Source organism: Leifsonia sp. Leaf264 (genome assembly GCF_001422325.1).
GTDB lineage: Bacteria > Actinomycetota > Actinomycetes > Actinomycetales > Microbacteriaceae > Orlajensenia.
Genome location: NZ_LMMR01000001.1, coordinates 1049102 through 1072619, shown reverse-complemented (window position 1 = coordinate 1072619; position 23518 = coordinate 1049102). Strand labels below are relative to the sequence as shown.

Below are 23518 nucleotides of genomic sequence, written 5' to 3'. Positions count from 1 at the left end.
GAGGCGAGTCGGGTGAACACTATGCCCCGTCTCGGAGGCCGGTGACGGGCGTGCTGGGAGTCCGGCGACCATCTGCGACGGTGCTGGGCGGTCATGCGACCGGCATGGAAGACTCGGCGGTATGAGCGTTCAGCAACGGATCGTCATCGTCGGAGGCGGGCTCGCGGCGGCGCGAGCTGCCGAGAGCGTGCGCAGCGAGGGCTTCGACGGCGAGGTCACGGTAGTCGCCGGGGAGGCGCGGCCGCCCTACGAGCGTCCGCCACTGTCGAAGGGCTACCTGCTCGGCAGCGACGACGCCGCCGCGACGATCCCCTTGGATGCCGCCTGGTACGCGGCCCACCACATCGATCTGCGCACAGGGGTGGAGGCGACCGCACTCGACACCGTCGGCCACACGGTGAGCGTCGGCGACGAGAGCATCGCCTACGACAGGCTCCTCCTCGCGACCGGTGCCTCCCCCCGAGCGTTCACAGGCCCGGGAGCGGCACTCACGGGTGTGTACACGCTGCGCACCCTGCACGACTCCACGGTGCTGCGCACGGCGCTCGCCCGAGGCGGCCGACGCGTCGTCGTGATCGGTTCCGGATGGATCGGACTCGAGGTGGCCGCCGCCGCCACGACCTATGGGAACACCGTGACGGTCATCGGCCACGGTGCCGTTCCCCTTGCGTCGGCGATCGGCCCCGTGATGGGCGAGGTCTTCGCCGGGCTGCACCGTGACAACGGCGTCGACCTGCGCATGGAGTCGGCCGTGAGCGCCATCCGCGGCCCCGGGCACGGCTCGGGACACGTGACCGGCGTCGTGCTGGGCTCGGGCGAGGAGCTCGATGCCGACCTCGTGGTCGTCGGCATCGGCGCGACCCCGAACACGACCCTGGCCGCGGCATCCGGGATCACCGTGGACGACGGGATCGTGACGGATGCCGGCCTCCGCACGAGCGCGCCCGACGTGTTCGCGGCGGGCGACGTCGCCAATGCCTACCATCCCGTTCTCGGCAGGCGACTGCGCGTCGAGCACTGGGCCAACGCGGGCTCGCAGGGGGCGGCTGCGGGTCGGGCGCTGGCCGGAGCCGACATCGAGTACGACGAGATCCCCTACTTCTTCACCGACCAGTTCGACCTCGGCATGGAGTACTCGGGGTACGGCTCCCTCGCGGCAGGCGGCGAGCTGGTGGTGCGCGGCGACCTGGCCCGGCGCGAGTTCGTGGCGTTCTGGCTGCGGGACCGCCACGTGGTCGCCGGCATGAACGTGAACGTCTGGGACGTCAACGAGCACGTGCAGAAGCTCATCCGTGCCGGGGTGCGGGTCGATCCGGTCGCGCTGGCGGACCCCGACGTGGCCCTCGACTCCCTCCTGCCCGCGTGAGCGCGTCCAGGGCATCGGCCCCGGGCCCGAGCATCCAGCCGATCCGGCGGATCGGCCCGCGCACCTTCGACTTCTCGCGGCAGGTGGCCGTGATGGCCATCGTCAACCGCACGCCGGACTCGTTCTACGACAAGGGCTCGACCTTCGCCCTCGACGCGGCTGTCGCGGCAGCTCACCGGGCTCTCGCCGACGGAGCCGACTGGGTGGACGTGGGCGGGGCGAAGTTCGCTCCGGGGCCGCCGATCCCGGTCGAGGAGGAGATCGCCCGGGTGGTGCCGGTCATCGAGGCCCTGCGGGGGTCGGGGGCCGTCATTTCGGTCGACACCTTCCACGCGGCTGTCGCCGAGGCGGCCATCGCCGCCGGCGCCCACGTCATCAACGACACCACCGGCATCCACGACCCCCGCATGGCCGAGGTCGTCGCCGCCAGCGACGCGACCATCGTCGTCACGCACAGCCTCGCCGAGCCGCGCACGGCTTACCCGGCGCCCCGCTACGGCGACGTCGTGACGGAGGTCGTCGACTTCCTGCGGTCGCGGGTCGACAGGGCGCTCCAGGCCGGGGTGCCGGCGGAGCGCATCGTCGTCGACCCCGGCCACGACCTCAACAAGAACACGGTGCACTCGCTCGAGCTCACGCGCCGGCTCTCGGAGATCACCGCGCTCGGGCATCCGACCCTCGTCGCCCTGTCGAACAAGGACTTCATCGGGGAGTCGATCGCCCGCGACCGTGGCGACAGGGTGGAGGGGTCCATCGCCGCCGCCGTGTACTGCGTGCTGCAGGGCGCACGCATCGTTCGGGTGCACAACGTGCGTCAGACGGTGGACGCCATGCGGATGATCGAGACCATCGCCGGATGGCGGGAGCCCGCGGTGCTGCGGCACAACATGGCGGCTGATGAGGTGCGGGAGACCCGGCATGGCTGACGCGGCTGGGTTGGACCACGACACCCTCGCCGCCGCCTACGCGCTTCCCGACAGGGGGACGCCGCGGGTGCGGATGAACTTCGTCGTCTCCCTCGACGGGGCGGCGACAGTCGACGGCCGCAGCGGAGGACTGGGCGACGACGAGGATCAGCGGGTCATGCAGGTGCTCCGCGGGGCCGCGGACGTTCTGCTCGTGGGCGCGGGAACGGTGCGCGCCGAGGGCTATGGCGGCGTGCGGATGCCGCTGGCCGTGGTCTCCGGTTCACTCGACATCGATGCGCGGCATCCGGTGTTCACCGCGACCGATGCAGCCCGCTACGTGATCACCCACGCCGGATCGCCGGTCGATCGGCGCGAAGCCCTCTCAGCCGTCGCCGAGGTGCTGGTGCTCGGCGACGACGCCGTCGACCTGACTGCGGCGACGGCGGCGCTCGCCGAACGCGGCCACCCGCAGGTGCTCTCCGAGGGCGGACCGCACCTGTTCGGCGAGCTGGTGAACGCCGACCTCGTCGACGAGCTGTGCCTGAGCCTCAGCCCGGTACTGGTAGGCGGAGACGCCGGGCGCATCCTGAGCGGTGCCTCGGAGCAGCTGCGACGGATGCGGCTCCTGCACGCACTGCAGGGGGAGCGCCTGCTGTTCCTGAGGTACGGGCGCGACGCTCTCGTCGGGTAGGCGACGGCGCGGGCAGGTGGTCGGCGGGCGCCGGCGTCAGGCCGCCACCGCGTCCAGAGCATGCGCATCGAGGATCGTGTAGCTGTAGCCCTGCTCCGCGAGGAACCGCTGGCGGTTCTGCGCGAAGTCCTGGTCGACGGTGTCGCGGGCCACGAGAGTGTAGAAGTTGGCGGTGAGTCCGGACTCCTTGGGGCGCAGCAGGCGTCCGAGGCGCTGGGCCTCCTCCTGACGCGAGCCGAACGATCCCGACACCTGGATGGCGACTGTCGCCTCGGGAAGGTCGACGGAGAAGTTCGCCACCTTGGAGACGACGAGCACCTCCTCACTGCCCTCTCGGAACGCCTGGTACAGCCGCTCGCGCTCGTCGACGGGCGTGGCCCCGGTGAGCTTCGGAGCGTTCAGCGCCTCGGCCAGTTCGTCGATCTGGTCGAGGTACTGGCCGATCACCAGGATGCGCTCGCCCGGATGCCGGGCCACGAGCTGGCGCACGACGCCGAGCTTCGCGGGCGCCGTCGCGGCGAGACGATAGCGCTCGTCGTCCGCGGCGGCGGCATAGGTGAGTCGATCGCTCTGCGGCAGGTCGATGCGCACCTCGTAGCAGGACGCGGGGGAGATGAAGCCCTGGGCCTCGATCTCCTTCCAGGGAGCGTCGAAGCGCTTCGGTCCGATGAGGGAGAACACGTCGCCCTCGCGGCCGTCCTCCCGCACCAGCGTGGCGGTGAGGCCGAGACGACGTCGGGCCTGCAGTTCGGCTGTCAGCTTGAACACCGGCGCCGGCAGCAGGTGCACCTCGTCGTAGACGATGAGGCCCCAGTCGAGGGCGTCGAGCAGGGCCAGGTGCGCGTACTCGCCCTTCCGCTTGGCGGTGAGGATCTGGTACGTCGCGATCGTGACGGGCTTCACCTCCTTGATCTGGCCGGAGTACTCGCCGATCTCGTCCTCGGTGAGCGAGGTGCGCTTCAGCAACTCGTCGCGCCACTGCCGAGCCGAGACGGTGTTCGTCACCAGGATCAGCGTGTTCGTCTTCGCCGTGGCCATGGCCCCGGCGCCGACGAGGGTCTTGCCGGCGCCGCACGGAAGAACAACGACACCCGACCCTCCGTCGAAGAAGTTGGTGACGGCCTTCTTCTGGTAGTCGCGCAGGCTCCAGCCGTCTTCGGCGAGGTCGATGGCGTGCGGTGTGCCCGGCGTGTACCCGGCGAGGTCCTCCGCCGGCCAGCCGAGCTTGACCAGCTCCTGCTTCAGGGCGCCGCGCGCCCACGGCTCGATGAGGTAGGTGTCCGACGACGGATGCCCGATGAGCAGCGGCGCTATGCGCTTGGCGTGCGAGATCTCGGTGAGCACGGGTTCATCCGTCGACCGGAGCACGAGCTCGCCGTCGTCGTTGCGCTCGATCACCAGGCGGCCGTAGCGGCCGACGGTCTCGGCGATGTCGATCGTCACCGTCTGCGGCACCGGGAACTTCGAGTACCGCTCCAGCGTCGCCAGCATGTCGGATGCCTCATGCCCGGCCGCGCGGGCGTTCCACAACCCCAGCCGTGTGATGCGATAGGTGTGGATGTGCTCGGGAGCGCGCTCCAGCTCGGCGAAAACGGCGAGGTCGTGGCGGGCATCCTCGGCGAGCGGATGCGCCACTTCGAGGAGCACTGTGCGATCGCTCTGGACGATCAGGGGTCCGTCTGACATAACCGTCAATCCTAGCGTCGCTTGCTGTGGCATCCGAGTACCGCGAGGGGGTGCCACGACGCCCGCCGAGGTCGCTGTCAGGAGATCCCGTCGATGCTCGACAGCGGCAGGGTGCGCTCGATGTCAGCGCGGCGGTCGCGGGCGCGCATCCGTCCATTGGCCACGGAGGTGGGCTCGAGCAGGTAGTCGGAGACCGTGCCGCCCGGCATCCGCACGCTCACGGTCAGGGTGCGCTTCTCCCGGATGGCCGCCTCGATCTGACGGGCGAGGAAGGCCTGGCCGGTCTCGCCCATGTCGGCATCCGCTGCCCGCAACCGGACGACGAGATCGATGAGGGGATCGGGCTTGACGGCGGGCGGTGGGCGGCGGATGGTACGGCGGGCGATGTGCACGATCTGCTCGCTGTCGTTCTCGGCGGCGACGGGGTAGCGCGCGTCGCTGAGCGCCCAGAAGACGATGCTGGGCTCGAAGCGGCTGGCGACCCGATGTCGCCCCGTGCGCACCAGTGCGAGGGCGCCCAACGTCTTGTCGACGCTGATCTGGCCGATGAGCGACTCGTCGTCGCTGCGCACGTAGCTGCGGAACTGGTCCTCGCCGTTGGTCGCGCCGACCCGCACCCGACCGTAGCGGGCGGCCGTCTCGGAGATCAGGTAGCCCAGGGGCTGCGGCATCCCGGTGAGCGAGATCTCGCCCAGGAAGGAGAGCATCGACTCCGCGGTCTCGCCGACGGCGAGGGCCCGTTCGACCGATGCCGCCGTCACGCGGTAGCTCGACGCGAGCTCACGGCTCTCCACGTCGGCGAGGGTGCGCAGGCGGGCGTCGAGGCGTGGAGCCAGGGGTCCGGGGGAGATGACGGTGAGGTCGTGCTGCAGGTAGACCTTGTCGACCTCGTGCGGCAACAGGCCATCGAGGGCGGCGACGGCAGCTGCCCGCTCACCCCGGAGGACGAGCGCTCCGACGAGACCGGGCGTGCTGCCCGCAGTGATGCCGAGCAGCTCCGCATCGGCCGAGAACTCGTCGATGCGGGCCTCGAGGGCAGACCCTGACGCCGGATAGAGCCACGCGACGTACGCACGGATGCCAGGACCCCACGGCACCCGGGCGCTCGCCAGGATGTCGTGCACGTCGGTGGGCATCGCCTCGTACCAGGCCGAGGCGAGGGCCGACCAGCGCTCGGGGGTGGAGCCGTTCAACCAGTCGCCACCGGCATCCGTCTGCATCCAGTCGGTGACGTTCAGTGCGACGAGCCCGGCGCGAGCCGCCACCCTCAGGTGGCCGGCGACCTGCTCGATGGGGATCGACATGGCCAGCGCGAGCCGTTTCGCATCGGGGAGCGAGAGGCCGCCCTTGCCCAGCTCGCGGGCCGGCTCGGTGCCGACGGCCGCCACGAGTTCGGCTATCGCTGCCACTGTCGAGAAGGAGCGCTCGGCGGCGAGGGCATCGAGCATGCGCGTGTCAGCGGCACCATCGGCGACCGGTGTCGGAGGGAAGGGGGCGGCAAGCTCCATGAGTGACGGAAGCCCCTCGGACGGCCACGCCGCAAGTCGCTCACCGACGCCGCGGAACACGGCGATGCCGTCGTCGTCGGCCCGGCAGAGCAGCACGGCGGCGAGATCCCGGGCGGCGGTGCGCACATCGTCGGCTCCGATCGGCTCGACGCGCGATTGCGACAGCCGTTCTGCGACGGCGGCGTAGGCCACTGTGCTCTCGGGCTCGGCATCGGTCTCAGCGACGATGGCGGCTGCCGCGCCCAGGACCGCCAGATGGGTGCGGTCGAAGTCGGCGAGGGCCGACTGCACCGATGTCGGCGTCAGCAGCCACTCCGCCAGGTCGAACAGGTCGCGCATGCCGGTGCTCGGCACGCCGCGCGCGTGCAACGCCTCGACGAGAGCATCATCGCTCATCGATCGTGCGAGGGCGGCCAGCGCGATCATGGCAGGGAACGAATCAGCTCTGCCTCGACGAGGATTCTCGAGAGCGTCTGACGCCGGACACGATGATGAAGGCGATGATGAACAGCAGCCCGATCGGCAGGGCGATGAGCGGGATGACGAGCACGACGACCCAGATGCCGCCGCTCATGTCGAGCCCGGCGGCGCTGCCGATGAGCAGGGCGACGATGGCGAGCACGGCCAGGCCGACGGTCGTTCCGGCCATCGAGGCGAGCGCGCGCTCCAGGCGGTGCTTGCCGGGGACGGTCGGTTCAGAGGTCACCCGAACAACAATACGAGCATTCCGGGTGTGCCGAGCCCTCGCGCGGCAGCGCCGCCCCGAACGGGGTGGGCACGAACGATCAGCGGGCGGATGCCGCCGGCTCGGCGCGCGGCATCCGTCACCCCTCTAAACTAGGAGGAGGACTGCGTCGCGATTCGGCGCGCCCGCACACTAATCGAGGTTCAGTATGCCCACCGGCAAGGTCAAGTTCTACGACGACGACAAGGGATTCGGCTTCATCAGCGCCGATGACGGACAGCAGGTCCACCTCCCGGCGTCAGCCCTGCCCGCCGGCGCTGTCGTCAAGGCGGGCAGCCGCCTCGAGTTCGGCATCGCCGAAGGCAAGCGCGGCCCGCAGGCCCTCTCCGTGCGGGTGCTCGACACTCCGCCGAGCCTCGCCAAGATGAACCGCAAGCCGGCTCACGAGATGGCGATCCTGCTCGAGGACCTCGTGAAGTACCTCGACACTCTCGGCGGAGACCTGCGTCGCGGCCACTACCCCGACAACGCGAAGACCCGCACGACCGCTGCGATGCTGCGCAAGGTGGCTGACGAGCTGGATGTCTGATTCCGACGGAACGACCGACGCCGAGCTCGCCCGCGAGGACGAGGTCGTCGTCGAGGGCGAGTCGGCGACGGATGCCGCTGCCGACGACTCACGCACGGATGCCGCTGCCGGTTCCGAGCCGGTGACGGATGCCGCCGCCGACCAGGCTGAGGCCGCTGATGACACCGCGCCGGTCGAGCCGGTGGCGCCGCTCGTCGCCGACGACGTGCTGCTCGCCGCAGTGGCGCTCGCGCGCACGGCGCTCGCCGAGATCACTCCTGAGGAGACCATCGGCGAGCCAGCCGGTCACATCGTCGAGGGGGAGCACGCCCTCTCGCTGCTGTTCGAGACCCGTCTGGCCGGTTATCCCGGCTGGCACTGGACCGTGACGCTGGGACGCGTCGAGGGTGCGGAGCCGACTGTGCTCGAGGCCGAGCTCATGCCCGGTGAGCGCGCGCTGCTCGCGCCGGACTGGGTGCCGTGGTCGGATCGACTGGCCGACTACCGTGCCGCTCAGGAAGCCGTAGCCGCGGCGGCTGCAGAGGCTGCGGCCGAGGGTGACGATGACGGAGACCTCGACGAGGACGACGAGGACTTCGACGACGACCTCGACGTCGACGTCTTCGGCGACGACCGTGCCGAGTCCGATGACGACGAGCACGACGACGACGAGCACGATGACGAGTCCGACGAAGACGACGACGAGTCCGAAGACGACGACGAGTCCGAAGACGATGACGAGTCCGAAGACGACTCAGACGACGACGAGGAAGACGAGTCCGACGACGAATCGGACGCCGACGAAGACGAGTGACGCGGCCCGGGGCTGACTGCGGTCAGCCCCGGCGCATCACCTGCACGACCACCAGGCCGATGACACCGAGCGCGATGCCGGTGATGCACATCCAGAGCCACCAGCCGTAACCGGCGTCTGTGAGCGCGCCGTCCCAGATGAACCAGACGACGAGGGCGATGACCCACGCGGCTGTTCCGGCGACGACGGCCTTGCGCCCATCGGCCCGAGCGGGCTCAGGATCGGGTCTCCGCTCACTGTCCTTCAGCCAGATGCGCATGCCTCGACCCTAGCGACTGGTCTCGCGGATCAGCGGGCGGTGTTCTCGACCACGTACTCGATCGATGACACAAGCGCACGCACGTCGTCGGGCTCGATCGCGGCGAACGTGGCGAAGCGCAGCTGGTTGCGGCCGAGCTTGCGGTAGGGCTCGGTGTCGACGATCCCGTTGGCCCGCAGCGTCGAGGCGATGGCGGCGGCGTCGATTCCGTCCACGAAGTCCACGGTGACGACGACCTGCGACCTGTGCGCGGCATCCGTCACGAACGGCGTCGCGTAATCCACCCGCTCTGCCCACTCGTAGAGCACATCCGACGACTCCTTGGTGCGGGCGGCGGTCCACGCCAGTCCGCCGTTGCCGTTCATCCACTCGAGCTGGTTCTCGAGCAGCAGCAGGGTCGCGAGGGCCGGGGTGTTCAGCGTCTGGTTGAGACGTGAGTTGTCGACGGCGTTCTTGAGCGACAGGAACTCGGGGATGTACCGGTCGGATGCCGCGATGCGGTCGATGCGCTCGAGGGCCGCGGGGGAGAGGAGGGCCAACCAGAGGCCGCCGTCCGAGGCGAAGTTCTTCTGCGGCGCGAAGTAGTAGGCATCGACCTGCGACGCGTCGAAGTCGATGCCGCCGGCGGCGCTCGTGGCATCGATCACGGTGAGGGCTCCTGCATCGCCGTTCACGCGCTCGATCGGAGCCGAGACGCCCGTCGACGTCTCGTTGTGCGTCCAGGCGTAGACGTCGACGCCGTCGACGACCTCGGCCGTGGTACGCGATCCGGCCGGAGCGTTGCGCACGTCGGGGGCCTGCAGCCACGGCGCCTTCGCGGCGGCGGCGAACTTGCCGCCGAACTCGCCGAACACCAGGTTCTGGCTGCGGTTCTCGATGAGGCCGAACGCAGCGGCATCCCAGAAGGCGCTCGATCCGCCGTTGCCGAGCACGACCTCGTAGCCGTCGGGAGCACGGAACAGCTCGGACACGCCGGAGCGCACTCGCCCGACGAGGTCCTTCACCGGCGCCTGGCGGTGAGAAGTGCCGAGGATGGCGGCGCCGGCGGTGACGAGGTACTCGAGCTGCTCGGGGCGCACCTTCGACGGACCGCATCCGAAGCGTCCGTCAGTGGGCAGGAGTGACGTGGGAATGGTCAGCTGGGGCATGCGTAGATTCTAGATGGAGCCCCCAGCGAGTGACGGCGAGTGACGTCTCGGGGCGGGTAGGCTAGCGGGGTACGTGCCAAGGCGACAGGGGAGGCGTGAGTGACGGACCTCATCGACACGACGGAGATGTATCTCCGCACCATCCTCGACCTCGAGGAGGAGAACATCGTTCCCCTCCGGGCCCGCATCTCCGAGCGTCTCGGTCACTCCGGTCCCACGGTCTCGCAGACGATCGCTCGCATGGAGCGCGACGGCCTCGTCGTGGTCTCCGGTGATCGCCACCTGGAGCTGACGGATGCCGGACGCCTCAAGGCGGTCCACGTCATGCGCAAGCACCGCCTCGCCGAGCGCCTGCTCTCCGACGTGATCGGACTCGAGTGGGAGTTCGTGCACGAGGAGGCATGCCGCTGGGAGCATGTGATGAGCGAGCAGGTCGAGCGCAAGCTCCTGGAGATCCTCGATCACCCCACCGAGTCGCCGTACGGTAACCCCATCCCCGGGCTGGAAGAGCTCGGCGAACCGGCATCGACGCCGTTCATGACCGGCGTCGTGAACATCGTCTCGCTGGTCGCCGAAGGCGGAACCGCCGTGCCCGGCCGCATCCGTCGCCTCGCAGAACCCGTGCAGTTCGACCCGGAACTCCTCGCGCAGCTCAAGCAGTTCGGCATCCTTCCCGGTGCCCAGGCGTCATTCTCGAACGCCGGCTCGTACGTGCGCATCGAGGTCGACGGCGTCGACGGCGGCCTCGAGTTGCCGAACGAATCGGCCGGCCACATCTTCGTCGAGGCCTGATCTGCTGGTCCTCCGCACCCTGAGAAACCGCTCTCAAAGGCGGCATGCCGCGTCACCCGATGTGACATGACCGTGACCTTCGGCTAGCGTCGAGGAGTCCCACAGACCGTCCCCCCTGGTCGAAGGACTCGGATCAAGACGCCTCCCACCCCGTCTCTTGACCTTCCGATACGCACGCGATACCCGCAGTGGACGGACCAGCCGCATGGCTGCCGGAGGCGCCGGAGGTGACTTTGGCCCAGCTACACAATCGTCGAGACCCACAAGACAACTCAAGAACCATCGCGGCAGCCCCCGGCGCTGCGATCGAGAAGTCCAAGCCCCGCGCCAAGCGCCGTGGTGTGGCCTCGAACCTCACAGTGATGGCCGTCGCCGTCGGCCTCGTGGCCACAGTGGCGCTGCCCGCGTACGCCAGTGCGCCAGGAGTCGGCGAGCAGGCTTTCGCGGAATCCGACGTGAACCGTGCCATGAAGGCCGGCGAACAGGAGGTGACCGTCGACAAGAAGGCGGCCACGATCACCGTCGCCCGCGACGGCTACTCCGCGACCACCAAGGCCTCCATCGATGCCGCTGCTGCCGCAGCCGCGGCCCAGGCTGCCGCGACCGCCGCCGCCGAGATGAGTGCCTACAGCGCCGCCTTCTCGGGCCCCAGCGTCGGTGACCTCCTCGCCAACCCGCCGTTCCCCGGTGGCTTCGACCTGGGTGCCGTATACAACGTCGCGCTCCAGTACCAGGGCGTGCCGTACGTCTACGGCGGCAACACCCCGGCCGGTTTCGACTGCTCCGGCTACGTGCAGTACGTCTTCGCCCAGTTCGGTGTCAGCCTCCCGCACTCGTCCTCCGGGCAGGGTGCCATGGGAACCCCGATCTCCATCGCGGATGCGCAGCCCGGCGACCTGGTCATCATGGACGGCCACGACGGCTTCTACGCCGGCAACGGCAACATCCTGCACGCTCCCTACGAGGGTGCATCCGTGCGTATCCAGCCCATCTGGACCGGCGACTACACGATCGTGCGCCTCGGCATCTGAGAGTTGCGGCATCCGACTTCCCTCGTGAACGTCCTGTGACGATCGGATGACGACACTCGGCACTCGGCGCGCCTGATGGTGAGTGTTCCTCCGCGGTGGTTTAGCCTGAAGCTCTGACAACCGAGTTCTCAGGAGAGCCCATGCACGATTCACGCAGCATCCGCACCATGGATGACCGCTGTGCTTTCGTGCGTCGGCATTCGAGTCGCACGCAACTCCACCCGCGGGTGGTTGGTAGGGCATCGTCTGCGTGACGGTGCCCTTTTCTGTTCGCCCTCCCTCCTGAGATCCCGCACGTCGGGGTAGTTCGAATGGCTGGAAGCCGTCCAGCCTCATTCGAGAGGGAGAGACATGCGCACACTGGTCCTCAACGCCGGCTACGAGCCGCTCGCCGTCATCTCGTTCAAACGAGCACTCATCCTGGTGATGAATGGCAAGGCCGTCCTGCTGCAGTACGACGCTGATCACCCCGTGTGGGGTCAGTCCGGATCCTGGGAGCGCCCGTCGGTGATCCTGCTCACGCGCTACGTGCGTGTCCCATACGCCCGCGACGTTCCGGTCAGCCGCCGGGGCGTTCTCCGGCGTGACAATCACCGTTGCGGCTACTGCGGGAAGTCGGCCGCGACGATCGACCACGTGCTGCCACGTTCGCGCGGAGGGCGTGATTCGTGGGAGAACCTCGTTGCCTGCTGTGTGCGCTGCAACAACGTGAAGGCGGACAAGACGCCCAACGAGATGGGCTGGCACCTGCGCTTCACACCCACGATGCCGCAGGGCACGGCGTGGCTCGTGCGGGGCTTCGAGCGTCCCGAGCCGCAGTGGGACGAGTTCCTCACGCTTGCGGCCTGAGTTCTCGCGCGTGCCGTCGGATGCGATGCGCCCGCCTCGGCTGTGCATGAGAGCCCTCTCACGCGCAGGCGCGCACTTAGCCGTTTCCCACCGTGACAACCTCCGGGCTATCACGTAGTCTGGGGCAGGTCGCGCCGCGGGACCCCCATTCCAGCGGGCGATGTGCCCCCATGTACGACGACGCGGCGTTACCAGCGCCTCGAAGGACCATCTGTGACTGAACCCGGTAACCCCGACCGACTCGTACCAGAGTCGGCTCCGGAGACCACCGGCACCAGTCTGCCCGGCGAGCTTCCCACGCGCCGTTCGCTGCGTGCCGGGCGCGAAGCGTCGTCGGCGACGAGCACCGGATCCGTGCCGGCCGTGCAGTGGCCGACGCCAGGCACCATCTCCGGTCGCGATGAGCGAACGGATGCCGCAGACCCGCGGGCAGCCCACACCGTCGTCGCGCCGGACGCCTCGGCCGCGGTGGCTCCGGCGACTGCATCCGTCGTCCCAAGCTCAACGGCCGCAGCCGCAGCCGCTGCTCGCCCCGTCGCCTCGCCGGCGGCAGCACGCGCCGCAGCCTCAGGCAGCGGTGTGCCGCCGACCGGATCAACGCCCACCATCAGGACGGCTCCGCGCAAGCGCCGGAATCCGCTGGGCGCACTCGTCGCCCTGGTCGTCGTTCCGGGACTGTTCCTCACCGTCGCGCTGCCGGCTTATGCCTTCGCACCGACGGGGGAGGGGTCGGGGTTCGGCGAGACTGACTCGCACGAACTCGCAGTCGCATCCGCCCAGGAAGTCGACGTCTCGAGCTCGGCCGCCAAGATCACCGTCGCTCGCGACGGCTACACCGCTGTGAGCGGCGAGGAGATCCGTCGGCAGACCGAGGAGGCCGAAGCGGCGGCCCGTGCTCAGGCCGCGGCCGAACTGGCGGCCCAGGTCGGCTCCTATTCGGCGCCGGCGCAACGGCAGGAGGGCGACGACTACCCGTGGCCCGGCGGCCCGGTGGGCGTGCTCTCCCCGCTCAACTACGAATACCGCGAGTGCGTCGACTTCGTCGCCTGGCGCCTCAACCGCGATGCTGGAGCCACCGGCCCGTTCCGCTGGGTCTGGTCGAACCTCACACCCGGCGGCGGCAGTGCGTGGAACTGGGCCAACGCCTGGTACGCGAACGGCTGGCAGGTCAGCCACGACCCGATCGTCGGATCCGTCGCCTGGTTCACCGGCAACCACGTCGCCTACGTGCAATCGGTCAACGGCGACGGGACGGTGACGATCGAGGAGTACAACCAGAACTCCGACCACAATTATCACCGCCGCACTATCGGTGTCGGAGACGCGGCGCTCTACCTCTACCCGCCGCCCGCGTAGCTGTCTGCCCGGCATCCACCGCCGACGGGTCGTCGGTGAGCTGGACTTCCACCAGCGTGCGGGGCCTTCGTTCGCGGCTATCTCTCATGGCGTCCATAGCCGGGTCATAAGGTGCCAGTGCATTCTGGGAGCGTTCGGCGTGCGTGGGCGCGCCCGGAGGGCAGGTTCACCATGTCAGGCATCACCTCAGCAGCCGGTTCGGTACCTGCTCCGGCATCGGTTCCGGCATCGGTTCCGCCAGCGACGACGGCACCCGACGGCAGGAGTGCATGGGCGCGGCACCTGTGGCTCTGGCTGTCGCTCATCGCTGTCGGCATCGCCATCGTCTTCTTCGCTCTCGGATTCGCCACGTCGTCGTTGGCGCAAGCGGCATCGCACTCGGTGCAGCATCTCCTCGGCGGCGATGACCAGCGCGGACCCGGCCCCGGCTTCGACGGACGCGGCGATGGCACCGACGGCCGAAGCTTCCCGGGCCGACCCGGCGATCGGTCCGACACCGGCGGCGGTACGCAAGGCGGCGACGCCCCGACGAGCTAGCGTCGGCATGACCGGCCGCGTTCCCGCCGGCATCCGCGACCCGATAAACTCGGTGGGTCAGCCTCTGTAGCTCAATGGAAGAGCAGTTCCGTCCTAAGGAAAGGGTTGGGGGTTCGAGTCCCTCCAGGGGCACCGTTGAGAGCGTCGATTGATGACGGATCTCATTCAGAGTGAGACTCGTCTCATATCGGTGAGACTAGAACGGCTTCCGAGGTGCGAATACGCGAAGCTCACGTTGGGGCAATAACTGCTGGTCAGTGCTCGTATCCGTGCAGAGCCCGCGGCTAGCGATGCTGCGGGAGCTCCTGGGAGCCGACTCGCGACAGCTGTAGCTCGGCCTTGAACACCGCGGCTCTAAGGTGAGCGGCAGGCACTTCGCGGGATGGTTCGACGACCGTTGGTTCAAGAGTTCGTTGTCCTGCTGCTGTCGAAACTGGACTTTCCGCAAGTAACTGGACTCGTTCGGCATTTCCGAATCTGGACTGGTGTCGGTGTCGGCGTCAGTCGAGGTGGGCATTCGCTTGTCGGCGGACGTGTGGATTTGGTTGTTGTGCGGTCGTGACGGACGAGCGCATGGTTGTTGCGGTTGTCGCACCTTCACCGGGCATTTTCGCGGGCGGGGTCTACGGGACCGAAGATGCTTCGGCCGTCGCGCGGACTCGGCACGACATCAACCAACACGTTGAGGGACCCCTCATTGGAAGGCATCGAGCATCAAATCCTGCGACATGATGGTCGCATGCATGGGAGCGAACAGTCGAGACCACTGACCGAAAGTGTGCTGCGGCTGTTGACTGAACTGGATCCGTACGGTCTTACTCCCGGAGAGGCGGATGGTTCTCCTGCGGACGAGTACATCCTTGAGGCGAAGCCGATGGCCGATCTGCTTAGCGAGGAAGGGGTGATCAGAGTTGTCCAGGTCGATTCAATCTGGCGCGAATGGTTTGGTGAAACGTTGAGTTCGATCGTGAGCGATCAGGGAGTCGCTGACCTCGTCGTCAAGCTCAACCAACTCGCAATTCAATCGCCATAGACGGACCGGCTTGCGGGCGGGCACTATTGCTGGAGCTTGCGGGCGGGCACTATTGCTGGAGAGTGCAGCTGAGGCGGCGTCGGAGGAATATCAGCTCGATCCGTTCATGCCAGGCGAGCCTTCGGAGAAGTTTCACCGGCGTCCACGTTTCGCCTCGATGTTCCGTCGTGAAGGATCGCGGCATCTCCAGAATGACGCGCCCTATGTGGCGGGCTGATGCCTCCAACTCAGTGCGGAGGTCGTCGACTTGGCCGAGCTGAGGAAGCCCGCACCACCTGGGGTACGCGCGGGCCTCCGTGTCCGCTATGTGGTGCAAGATCTGTCGAGGCGTGCGCCAAGGCATCCACGGCGGCTGCTCCACGGTGGGATCCTGAGTATCCAAATCATCCTCGCTGACAGCATCGAGCAAGGAGAGGGTCCGGGATCGGTGCAGCTCGAGGAGCTGCAGCGTCCTGGCGATCTGCTCGTCGGATGCGGGCGCGAGGTCCTGCTTGAAGACGGCGCGAGGACCAGTGATGCGCTCGGCAACCCTTAGCTCGTTCGGAGCGACGTGGACGCGGCGCGAGAACAAGGTCAGAGCAGAGGTATCGTCAGGTGCTTGCGTGCATTCACCCCACGCCTCGAGGTCGAACGACCATATCGCGACCTCGCCGAGCCGAGCCATCACACTGCTGGAGTCAATCACCACGTCCACCCGGAAACGCTATCGCCATGCACGTTTTAGTCGCGAGGCATTGTCGGTTGCCGGTGCCGTCCATTATCCGTATGCGGATCCCATGGGGCACTGCTATCCGTATGCGGATCCCATGGGGCACTGCGCGATAAGGGGACGCGGGCTGGCAATCGGTGCTCGATCACCATCCGACCCATCACGCTCGTAGTCGAAAGCTGCATGTCAGCCTCGAACGGCGCGGCAGGAAGATTTGATCTGCTCGGCGGATTCTGCCCATTGAGCACGCGCGGATTGTGCGCTCGCTTATCGCCCTCTGCCATTGCCTCGCTGCTACGGCACAGTAGATTGTGGTCATGCCACCGACGCCGACCCCGACGCCGATTCTCATTCAGGTGGTAGGGAGTGGACCTAACCTCGATTGGCTCGGGTGGGTACTGACAGGCTTTTTCACACTCGCGGGTGTCACCTTGGGTTATCTCTTCAACCAGCGTGCTGAGAAGCGGAAGGCAGAACGCGAGCGGCTCGAGCGTTGGGACGAGAACCTGCTCAATCACACGTCGAATGTGATCACCCTGACTAAGCAGCTTCGGTCGGCGGCGGCTGACTTCCACACGGCCGAACGAGCCCAGACTGAGGTGATGCTCGATCAGCAAAAGAGGGGCGAGTCCATTGGCTACCCAACCATTGCGCAGCCGGCGTTGAACGCCTTCATGGACGCGTTCGAAGCACTATCGCATGAATGTGATCAGCTCGCGCTCGTTGCTCCGCCGAGTGTTCGCGATACCGTTGAGAGGCACTGGGAGCTCGCCGCGGCGGTTGTTCGAGCTAGTACCTCTGAAGACACCTTCACACCGCAGCACGACCTTGCGGAGCACTCGGATTTGCTTGCGAAGTCTGTCCGGATCTACTTCGGCATTGAAGAAGGACGGCGCCACTCTCGTAACGCTCCTGGAGTCTGACTTCGTCCCGGTGGGCCAACCTGACCACTTGCGTTTGGCCTTCGCCGTGTCTCAGGCCCTTCGCGCTTGCTTGGCCCATGATCTTCGGCGAATCTCCAATACATCGCGACCGCATGGCGGTCCGTCAGCGGACGTCCGGAAGCGGATCCTTCAGCGGACATCCGAGGTGGATCCGCAGCGTCGGCGCGCGCCCTGTCCAGATTCCGCTTCGATGCGACCCGATCACCTTGTGATCGGGCGGAAGGGGTTGAGAGGGCTCCGATTTTGGAACTTGGACGGCATAGGGGCCACGCTGCTTGCGGTCACAATGTGAGGTCGCGGAGATAGTCCATGAGTTGGCGGCGGGATGTGATCTCGAGTTTTCGGAACACCTTGCGGAGGTGGTAATCGACGGTGTTGGCGCTGATGAACAGGGTGGCGCCGATCTCGGCGTTGGTCGCTCCGCTGGCAGCAAGGCGGGCAACTTCATCTTCCTGGGGCGTCAGGGTCGGATTCACCTTGGGCCGATCGACTACAGTCGCGCCCGTTGCGCGCAGTTCGCGACGTGCTCGCTCTGCGAATGCCGTTGCACCCGCGATGCTGAACGCGCGCAGCGCGCCCTCAAGTTCGATGCGGGCGTCGGATCGGCGGCGTACTCGGCGCAGCCATTCGCCGTAAAGCAGCCGTGATCGTGCGCTGTCGCCGCGATGTCCGACGCCATGGAAACTCCGAATCGATGCACGGAACAGCGCTTCTGCTTGATCGGCCTCTGCGAGCAGAGCGTGGGATCGTTCCATGAACCCGCGGGCGACGGGCGATTCGCTTGACACGGCGTACATGTCGAGCGCTTTGGCGGCTTCCAAAGCTGCGGGTCGATTCCCGCTTCGGACGGCCGCTTCGACGAATTCTGGGATCTGATGGAACGTAGCCTGAAGGAAGGGGTGACGAACGATGGGTGTGAGCCGTTCGAAGGCTGGCGCGTATTCGCCGGCCGCGATCTCCTGTGTGGCGATCGCACCGGTTGCCATCCGAGCGATACCGCCCCAGCCTGCTTCATTGAGGGCGTAGCTGACCTGTTCGACAAGGGATGAAGGGGTTCCCTGCCACGCAAGCAGCGCCGCGTTGACGGCGAGCTCATCCAAGGATCCGAGAGCGCGTCGTAGTTCGGCCGCCTGCTCGAGGTACAGGCTGGCGAGGGCCGGGTCGCCGCGTGTCATCTCGACGGCGCTGAGAATCCAGAGAGCGCTGTCGACTGCTCTGAGTGCGCCTGTTTCACGGCCGATTCGAACAACCCGTCCGAGAAGCCGAGATGCCGCGTTCCAGTCCCAGAGGGCAATGGTCGGCACAGTCACCGCGAACGTGAACTCGATTACGCGAGCGTCGTCCAAGGCATCGAGTGCGGCGACCGCGCGGCGTAGATGTGGGACTGCGACGGGATACGGGTCCAGAATGAATGAGCTGACTGCCTCCAGGACGGCTGCGGTGGTGTGGTCTCCCGAGGACACGTCTCTCATCTTCTTGGCGAGGTCGAGCACGTTGGCCCCTGTGGCACGGTCCTCTTGCCCGGTTGCCGAGTTCATCGCCAACAGCAGCGCGTGTTGGGCGAGGTCAGGTGCTGACTGTTCCATCAGGTCGGCGGCATGGATGAGCTTTGCCATTCCGCCGCGAAGCGCGACGGATTCGGACAAGAACAGGCCGCACATGGCCTCGACGATGAGTGTTCGTCCTATCCCGACATCATCGAGTCGGTCTGAATCGGCATTCGAGAGCATCTGCAGCGCAAGAGTAGCTGCGCCCGCGCTCAGGCATGCTTCTGCTGCCGCGATGTAACGTTCGCTCCGGAGAGCCGGGTCCGGCGTGAGTTCGGCTGCGCGGCCCAGCAGGTGCGCGCGGGAGAGCATTCCGCCGCGAGATCCTGCGATACCGGCGGCATCCGCGACTTGATCGGATACCGCCTGGTCAGGCCCTGGAGTCGCCGCGGCCGCGTGCCATGCCGCCAAGTCAGGTCGATCATTGTCCCGGGCGTAAGCCGATAAGGCGTGATGCGCGCTGAGCCGATCACGTTCTGCGGCACTGAGGTAGATGGCGGAACGGATCAACGGATGCCGGAACCGGATCGACCCATGCACCACCGTGACGAAATCGATCTGCTCCGCAGGGCTGGAGGCATGCGCGGGGATGCCCCTCGCCCGCGCGGCCGCTTGCACCGCGGCGCTGTCACCGGTGGATTCCGCCGCTGCAAGCAGGAGCCACGCTCTGGTGGGCTCGGGCAGTGTTTCGATGCGCTGGGTGTAGAGCTGTTCGAGGTGGCGGCCGATCGGGATCGGCGAGTGCCCGATTGCGGATGCGGTCAGTTCTTCGGCCGTCCTCTCCGAGGCAATCTCCCGTAGTGCCAATGGGTTTCCGCCGGTGTACGTGACGTACTCGAGCACGACGGTCGGGTCGAGGTTGCCGCGTACCTTCTGGCGCAGCAGCGCTGATGCTGAGGCGGCATCCAGACCGCCGAGTTCGAGCCGAGGAACACTGGCGAGCGAGCTCGCGACGACGTCGCCGGGTCGTGAGGCAAACAGGAGGACCACCGATTCGGCGGACAGTCGGCGCGCGACGAACCCGAGAGCGAGCAAGCTTTCCTGATCGAGGTGGTGAGCGTCGTCGATGATGCAGACGGTTGGTTGATCGTCGCCAGCGCGTGCCAGCAAGGACAGGGCACCCAAGCCGACGAGTGGCAATTCGGGCGGCGGTCCTTCGTCAAGTCCTACCGCCACACGGAGGGCCGCACGCTGGTTCTCGGGTATGTCCGACGCGAACTTCGCCAGCGGTCGCCCGATGCGCTGCAAGGCCCCGAAGGCGATCTGCGCTTCCACCTCGACACCCTGCACGCGGATTACCCGCATGGACTCGTGTCCCCGCAGCGCCGCTTCGATCAGGGCCGTTTTACCGATTCCTGGTTCCCCCTCGATGAGCGTCGCCCCGCCAACGGCGTTTCGGGCAGCGGAGAAGAGCGTGCGGACCCGCTCGAGTTCGGCCGCACGCCCCAGCAGATCGGTCGCGTCAATGGGATCAAGTTATACCGACCGTCATCACGCGCGAAAGAGTTGTGAAACGCGTAGCGCTCGTCTCACACCGCCTCCGGGGACTACGAGCATCACGTGGTGCGGCCGAGTACCCCCACGGGGAACCATGAGCTCATCCGAGCCGCTGGAGGAACACCATGCCGTACGTGACAACTGATGACGGTGCCCAAATCTTTTACAAGGACTGGGGAACCGAAGGTTCACCCGTCCTTCTCAGCCACGGCTGGCCTCTGAACTCGGATGCATGGGAGGCGGCAGCCTTGTTCCTGGCCGAACATGGGCACCGCGCCGTCGCGCACGACCGTCGCGGTCACGGGCGATCCACTCAGACGTGGGCCGGGAACGAGATGGACACCTACGCAGACGACCTTGCCTGTCTGATCGGTCATCTCGACTTGACCGGCCTCACTCTCGTCGGACACTCCACCGGCGGCGGCGAGGTCGCCCACTATCTCGGCCGGCACGGTAGCGAGCGCGTCGCGAAGGTCGTGCTCGTGTCCGCGGTCCCGCCGATGATGGTTCGCACCGACGACAACCCAGGGGGCCTTCCCGTCGAGACCTTCGACGCGATCCGGAGCGGCGAGTCAGCGAACCGCTCGCAGCTGTACCGGGATCTCGCCGACGGTCCGTTCTTCGGCAACAACCGCACCGGAGGCGTGCCGCAGGGCACCCGCGACGCGTTCTGGCTCCAAGGTCTGGCATCCGGAACCCGCAACGCGTATCAGTGCATTGCCGCGTTCTCGGCAACGGACTTCCGTCCCGACCTTGCCAAGATCGATGTTCCAACCCTGATCATCCATGGCGATGACGACCAGATCGTTCCGTTCGAGGTAGCGGGAAAACTCTCCGTCCAGCTCATTCCAGATGCTCAGTTGATCGTCTACGAGGGTGGCGCCCACGGCCTGCCAGATACCGCACGCGACCGCCTCCACGCCGACCTGCTCGCCTTCATCGACTCCTGAGCCCCCACCCGAAAGGAACCTCATCATGACCGAAGAATCAGACACCCCCGACACCCCCGACACCATCGTGCTCGTGCACGGACTGTGGATGACACCCCGCAGCTGGGAAGGCTGGAAAGCACGCTTCGAAGCCAAGGGGTACACCGTACTTACTCCCGCTTACCCGGGGTTCGAGATCGAGGTCGAAGCGCTACGCGAGAACCCCGACATCATCGCCAAGCTCACCGTCCCCGAAACCGTCGATCACATTGCCTCGCAGATCGAGGCCCTGCCGAAGCCGCCGATCATCATGGGCCACTCCTTCGGCGGCACCCTCACCCAGCTGCTCCTCGCCAGGGGGCTCGGCGTGTCCGCTGTCGTCGTGGACTCGGCGCCAACTGAAGGAGTTCGGTTAAGCCCGCTGTCGCAGGTGAAGTCGCTGTTCCCTGCGTTGAAGAACCCGGCAAACCGGCACAAGGCGGTCGCGTTCACTCAGGAGGAGTTCCACTACGCGTTCACCAACACGCTCTCCCGAGAGGACTCCGACGCCGCCTGGGAACGCTACGCGATCGGCGCACCCGGCAACTGGGTGTGGGCCTACGGCCTCATCGCCAACTACAAGCCGGGCCACCAAGAGACGTGGGTGGACTACACCGCCGACCGTGCGCCGCTGCTTTTCATCGGCGGCGAACTCGACCACATCATGCCGCCGTCCGTGAACAAGTCCAACGCCAAGCACTATGCGGCCGGCCCGTCCGTCACCGACTACCACGAGTTCCCCGGCCGCGACCACTGGACCTGTGCGGCACCCGGCTGGGAGGCCGTCGCTGACTACGCCCTCGATTGGGCGCTGACCAACGCCCGAACGGCCGCTATCGCTGGCACGCCGGCAAGCTGACTGCCCAGCCGGCGAAGCGGTGAGGATCCGACATGCGTATGACCAGGATCGGCGGGCCGAGCATCTTCGTCGAGCTGGACGGATGGCGGATCCTCATCGACCCGACCTTCGACCCGCCGGGCAGGAGATACCCTTTCGCGCTGGGTACCTCCAGCGTCAAAACCCGCGGACCGGCCGTCACCGCCTCGAGCCTCGGCCGGATCGACCTGATCCTGGTCAGTCACGACCATCACGCCGACAACCTCGACACGGCCGGCCGCGCTGTACTGCCTTCCGCGACGCATGTGATCACGACTTCGAGCGGCGCGAAGCGCCTCGCGATGCCGCATGCCCACGGCCTCACAGCGGGCGAGAGCATCCGGATCGAAACCGACGGGAAGGCGCCGCTGGAAGTCACCGCGACCCCGTGCCGGCACGGCCCAGTGTTCAGCCACCCAATCGTCGGTGACGTCATCGGCTTCGCTATCCGCAGACCTGGACAGGCTCGGGTCGCACTGTGGATTACCGGCGACTCCGTCCTCTACCCGGCCCTCCGCCGCACAGCCGTGGAACTCGATGTCGATGTCGCGATCGTCAACGCCGGCGGAGTGGGGTTCCCCGCGACCGGACCGCTCAAGTACACGATGACGGGCGCAGACGCAGTGCGACTCATCGCCGAGATCGATCCACGCGTTGCTATCCCTGCTCACTACGACGGCTGGTCCCACTTCCGAGACGGTGAGAAGGGGATGTGCTCAGCCGTCGCCACAGCCCCACCCGACATCCGTTCACGCATCCGCTGGCTCCCCGACGGTCAACCGGTCGACGTCTGACCCACCCCGCCGAGGTCACCCGAAACACCCGACTCCACCATCGAAGGGAACACTCATGATCCGCAACAAACGACGAGGGCTCATCGCCCTCGCGGCGGCCGCCGCCCTCGTCCTCGCCGGCTTCGCGGCGCCGGCCGTCGCCCAGAACGAAACCAAAGCACCAGCGGTCGTGGCGGCAGCCAAGGCTGCGAAGCCGACCATCGTCCTCGTCCACGGGGCCTTCGCTGACTCGAGCGGCTGGACCCCGGTCGCAACAGCCCTCCAGCTCAAGGGCTATCCCGTGATCGCGTTCTCCAACCCGCTGCGCGGGCCGGCGTACGACGGCGAGTACCTGCGGCAGTTCCTCAGCACCATCACCGGCCCGATCGTCCTCGTCGGCCACTCCTACGGCGGGGCCGTCATCTCCAACGCTGCGACCGGAAACCCGAACGTGAAATCGCTCGTCTACATCGCCGCTTACGCGTTGGCTGAAGGCGAGTCGGTCCAAGCGGCGAATGCACTCGGCGGCGGACACACGGACGTCATCGACCATCTCGTCCTCCGCCCGTTCCCGGGAGCGACAGAAGGTGACGGCGATGCGTACATCGATCCGGCGTTCTTCCCACAACTCTTCGCACAGGATCTCCCGAAGATCATCGCGCAGGGTATGGCCGCGTCGCAGCGCCCCGGAGCGTTGGCGTCCCTGGTGACGCCCTCCGGGCCGGCCGCGTGGGAGTCCATTCCGAGCTGGTACATGGTCGCGAGCAATGACCGGATCATCCCACCCGAAGCGGAACGAGCGATGGCAGCACGAGCGGGTGCCACCACAGTCGAGATCAAGAGCTCGCACGTACCGATGCTGAGCCACCCCCTGGATGTGCTCAGCCTCATCGAGAAGGCAGCACGCTAGCGTCATCTACCAAATGAAAAATGAAGAGGAGGCTTCACCCCGATTCCATAGGGTGAGCCTCC

Annotated in this window: 23 protein-coding genes and 1 tRNA gene; 17 read left to right on the top strand and 7 right to left on the bottom strand. The window is 67.1% G+C overall.

The genetic code is table 11. From position 1 onward, the window contains the following. Positions 1 to 121: 121 nt before the first annotated feature. Genes ASF30_RS05110 through ASF30_RS05100 form a run of 3 tightly spaced genes read left to right on the top strand, consistent with a single transcriptional unit; the run spans position 122 to position 2965 of the window. The gene (locus tag ASF30_RS05110; RefSeq protein WP_055902269.1) at positions 122 to 1366 is read left to right on the top strand and encodes an NAD(P)/FAD-dependent oxidoreductase; all 1245 of its coding nucleotides are present in this window, start codon (positions 122 to 124) and stop codon (positions 1364 to 1366) included. Beyond that, a complete protein-coding gene (gene folP / locus ASF30_RS05105) occupies positions 1363 to 2292 on the top strand; it encodes a dihydropteroate synthase (RefSeq protein ID WP_055902265.1) in 930 nt (309 codons plus the stop codon). The genes ASF30_RS05110 and folP overlap by 4 nt, the downstream gene beginning before the upstream one ends. Then, positions 2285 to 2965: a dihydrofolate reductase family protein gene (locus tag ASF30_RS05100; RefSeq protein ID WP_055902262.1), complete on the top strand. Its 681-nt coding sequence runs from the start codon at positions 2285 to 2287 to the stop codon at positions 2963 to 2965. The genes folP and ASF30_RS05100 overlap by 8 nt, the downstream gene beginning before the upstream one ends. Positions 2966 to 3001: 36 nt before the next feature. Here ASF30_RS05100 and ASF30_RS05095 read toward each other — a convergent pair whose 3' ends face one another. From ASF30_RS05095 to ASF30_RS05085, 3 genes are all read right to left on the bottom strand, one after another. Further along, positions 3002 to 4651, bottom strand: a complete 1650-nt coding sequence (locus tag ASF30_RS05095) for a DNA repair helicase XPB (RefSeq protein WP_055902259.1) — start codon at positions 4649 to 4651, stop codon at positions 3002 to 3004. Between the two features lie 77 nt (positions 4652 to 4728). After that, the gene (locus tag ASF30_RS05090; protein ID WP_157496988.1) at positions 4729 to 6555 is read right to left on the bottom strand and encodes a helicase-associated domain-containing protein; all 1827 of its coding nucleotides are present in this window, start codon (positions 6553 to 6555) and stop codon (positions 4729 to 4731) included. A gap of 43 nt (positions 6556 to 6598) precedes the next feature. Next, positions 6599 to 6865 (bottom strand): hypothetical protein, encoded by a 267-nt coding sequence (locus ASF30_RS05085; protein WP_055902252.1) that lies wholly within the window; start codon positions 6863 to 6865, stop codon positions 6599 to 6601. Between the two features lie 187 nt (positions 6866 to 7052). On the opposite strand from ASF30_RS05085, the gene ASF30_RS05080 reads away from it, so the two are divergent. Beyond that, complete coding sequence (locus ASF30_RS05080; RefSeq protein WP_055902249.1) at positions 7053 to 7433, top strand: cold-shock protein; 381 nt, start codon at positions 7053 to 7055, stop codon at positions 7431 to 7433. Then, a complete protein-coding gene (locus ASF30_RS05075) occupies positions 7426 to 8226 on the top strand; it encodes a DUF3027 domain-containing protein (RefSeq protein WP_055902247.1) in 801 nt (266 codons plus the stop codon). Before ASF30_RS05080 ends, ASF30_RS05075 begins: the two co-directional genes overlap by 8 nt. 22 nt (positions 8227 to 8248) lie before the next feature. On the opposite strand, the gene ASF30_RS05070 is transcribed toward ASF30_RS05075, so the two are convergent. Both ASF30_RS05070 and serC read right to left on the bottom strand, forming a co-directional pair. After that, on the bottom strand, positions 8249 to 8485 hold the full coding sequence (locus ASF30_RS05070) for a DUF2530 domain-containing protein (protein WP_055902245.1): 237 nt from the start codon (positions 8483 to 8485) through the stop codon (positions 8249 to 8251). 29 nt (positions 8486 to 8514) lie between these two features. Next, on the bottom strand, positions 8515 to 9633 hold the full coding sequence (gene serC / locus ASF30_RS05065) for a phosphoserine transaminase (protein WP_055902241.1): 1119 nt from the start codon (positions 9631 to 9633) through the stop codon (positions 8515 to 8517). Positions 9634 to 9732: 99 nt separating this feature from the next. Between serC and ASF30_RS05060 the strand changes: the two genes are divergently transcribed. From ASF30_RS05060 to ASF30_RS05030, 7 genes are all read left to right on the top strand, one after another. Next, positions 9733 to 10425 carry a metal-dependent transcriptional regulator gene (locus tag ASF30_RS05060; RefSeq protein WP_055902237.1) on the top strand — a complete coding sequence of 231 codons (693 nt, stop codon included), beginning with the start codon at positions 9733 to 9735 and terminating at the stop codon, positions 10423 to 10425. Positions 10426 to 10766: 341 nt separating this feature from the next. Next, on the top strand, positions 10767 to 11456 hold the full coding sequence (locus tag ASF30_RS05055; RefSeq protein WP_055902235.1) for a C40 family peptidase: 690 nt from the start codon (positions 10767 to 10769) through the stop codon (positions 11454 to 11456). A gap of 351 nt (positions 11457 to 11807) precedes the next feature. Then, entirely contained in the window at positions 11808 to 12305 is a 498-nt protein-coding gene (locus ASF30_RS05050; RefSeq protein ID WP_055902233.1) for an HNH endonuclease, read from the top strand. A gap of 213 nt (positions 12306 to 12518) precedes the next feature. Continuing rightward, entirely contained in the window at positions 12519 to 13661 is a 1143-nt protein-coding gene (locus tag ASF30_RS05045) for a CHAP domain-containing protein (RefSeq protein ID WP_055902229.1), read from the top strand. Positions 13662 to 13832: 171 nt separating this feature from the next. Continuing rightward, the gene (locus ASF30_RS05040; protein WP_055902226.1) at positions 13833 to 14198 is read left to right on the top strand and encodes a hypothetical protein; all 366 of its coding nucleotides are present in this window, start codon (positions 13833 to 13835) and stop codon (positions 14196 to 14198) included. Positions 14199 to 14258: 60 nt separating this feature from the next. Then, positions 14259 to 14330, top strand: a tRNA-Arg gene (locus ASF30_RS05035). 565 nt (positions 14331 to 14895) lie between these two features. After that, positions 14896 to 15231 (top strand): hypothetical protein, encoded by a 336-nt coding sequence (locus ASF30_RS05030; protein WP_157496986.1) that lies wholly within the window; start codon positions 14896 to 14898, stop codon positions 15229 to 15231. 49 nt (positions 15232 to 15280) lie between these two features. Here ASF30_RS05030 and ASF30_RS05025 read toward each other — a convergent pair whose 3' ends face one another. Further along, the gene (locus ASF30_RS05025) at positions 15281 to 15925 is read right to left on the bottom strand and encodes a DinB family protein (RefSeq protein WP_055902223.1); all 645 of its coding nucleotides are present in this window, start codon (positions 15923 to 15925) and stop codon (positions 15281 to 15283) included. A gap of 332 nt (positions 15926 to 16257) precedes the next feature. Here ASF30_RS05025 and ASF30_RS05020 point away from each other — a divergent pair, with 332 nt between their 5' ends. Further along, positions 16258 to 16863, top strand: coding sequence for a hypothetical protein (locus tag ASF30_RS05020; protein WP_055902219.1), 606 nt, complete (start codon positions 16258 to 16260; stop codon positions 16861 to 16863). A gap of 302 nt (positions 16864 to 17165) precedes the next feature. Here the strand turns inward: ASF30_RS05020 and ASF30_RS05015 are convergent, their stop codons facing one another. Continuing rightward, a complete protein-coding gene (locus ASF30_RS05015) occupies positions 17166 to 19880 on the bottom strand; it encodes a helix-turn-helix transcriptional regulator (RefSeq protein ID WP_235480275.1) in 2715 nt (904 codons plus the stop codon). Between the two features lie 173 nt (positions 19881 to 20053). Here ASF30_RS05015 and ASF30_RS05005 point away from each other — a divergent pair, with 173 nt between their 5' ends. The 4 genes from ASF30_RS05005 to ASF30_RS04990 are packed head-to-tail and all read left to right on the top strand — an operon-like array spanning position 20054 to position 23456. After that, positions 20054 to 20878 (top strand): alpha/beta fold hydrolase, encoded by an 825-nt coding sequence (locus ASF30_RS05005; protein ID WP_055902209.1) that lies wholly within the window; start codon positions 20054 to 20056, stop codon positions 20876 to 20878. 25 nt (positions 20879 to 20903) lie between these two features. Continuing rightward, complete coding sequence (locus ASF30_RS05000) at positions 20904 to 21755, top strand: alpha/beta hydrolase (protein ID WP_055902206.1); 852 nt, start codon at positions 20904 to 20906, stop codon at positions 21753 to 21755. Between the two features lie 32 nt (positions 21756 to 21787). Next, positions 21788 to 22567 (top strand): MBL fold metallo-hydrolase, encoded by a 780-nt coding sequence (locus ASF30_RS04995; protein WP_055902204.1) that lies wholly within the window; start codon positions 21788 to 21790, stop codon positions 22565 to 22567. A 55-nt stretch (positions 22568 to 22622) separates the two neighbouring features. After that, on the top strand, positions 22623 to 23456 hold the full coding sequence (locus ASF30_RS04990) for an alpha/beta fold hydrolase (RefSeq protein WP_055902202.1): 834 nt from the start codon (positions 22623 to 22625) through the stop codon (positions 23454 to 23456). Positions 23457 to 23518 lie beyond the last annotated feature (62 nt).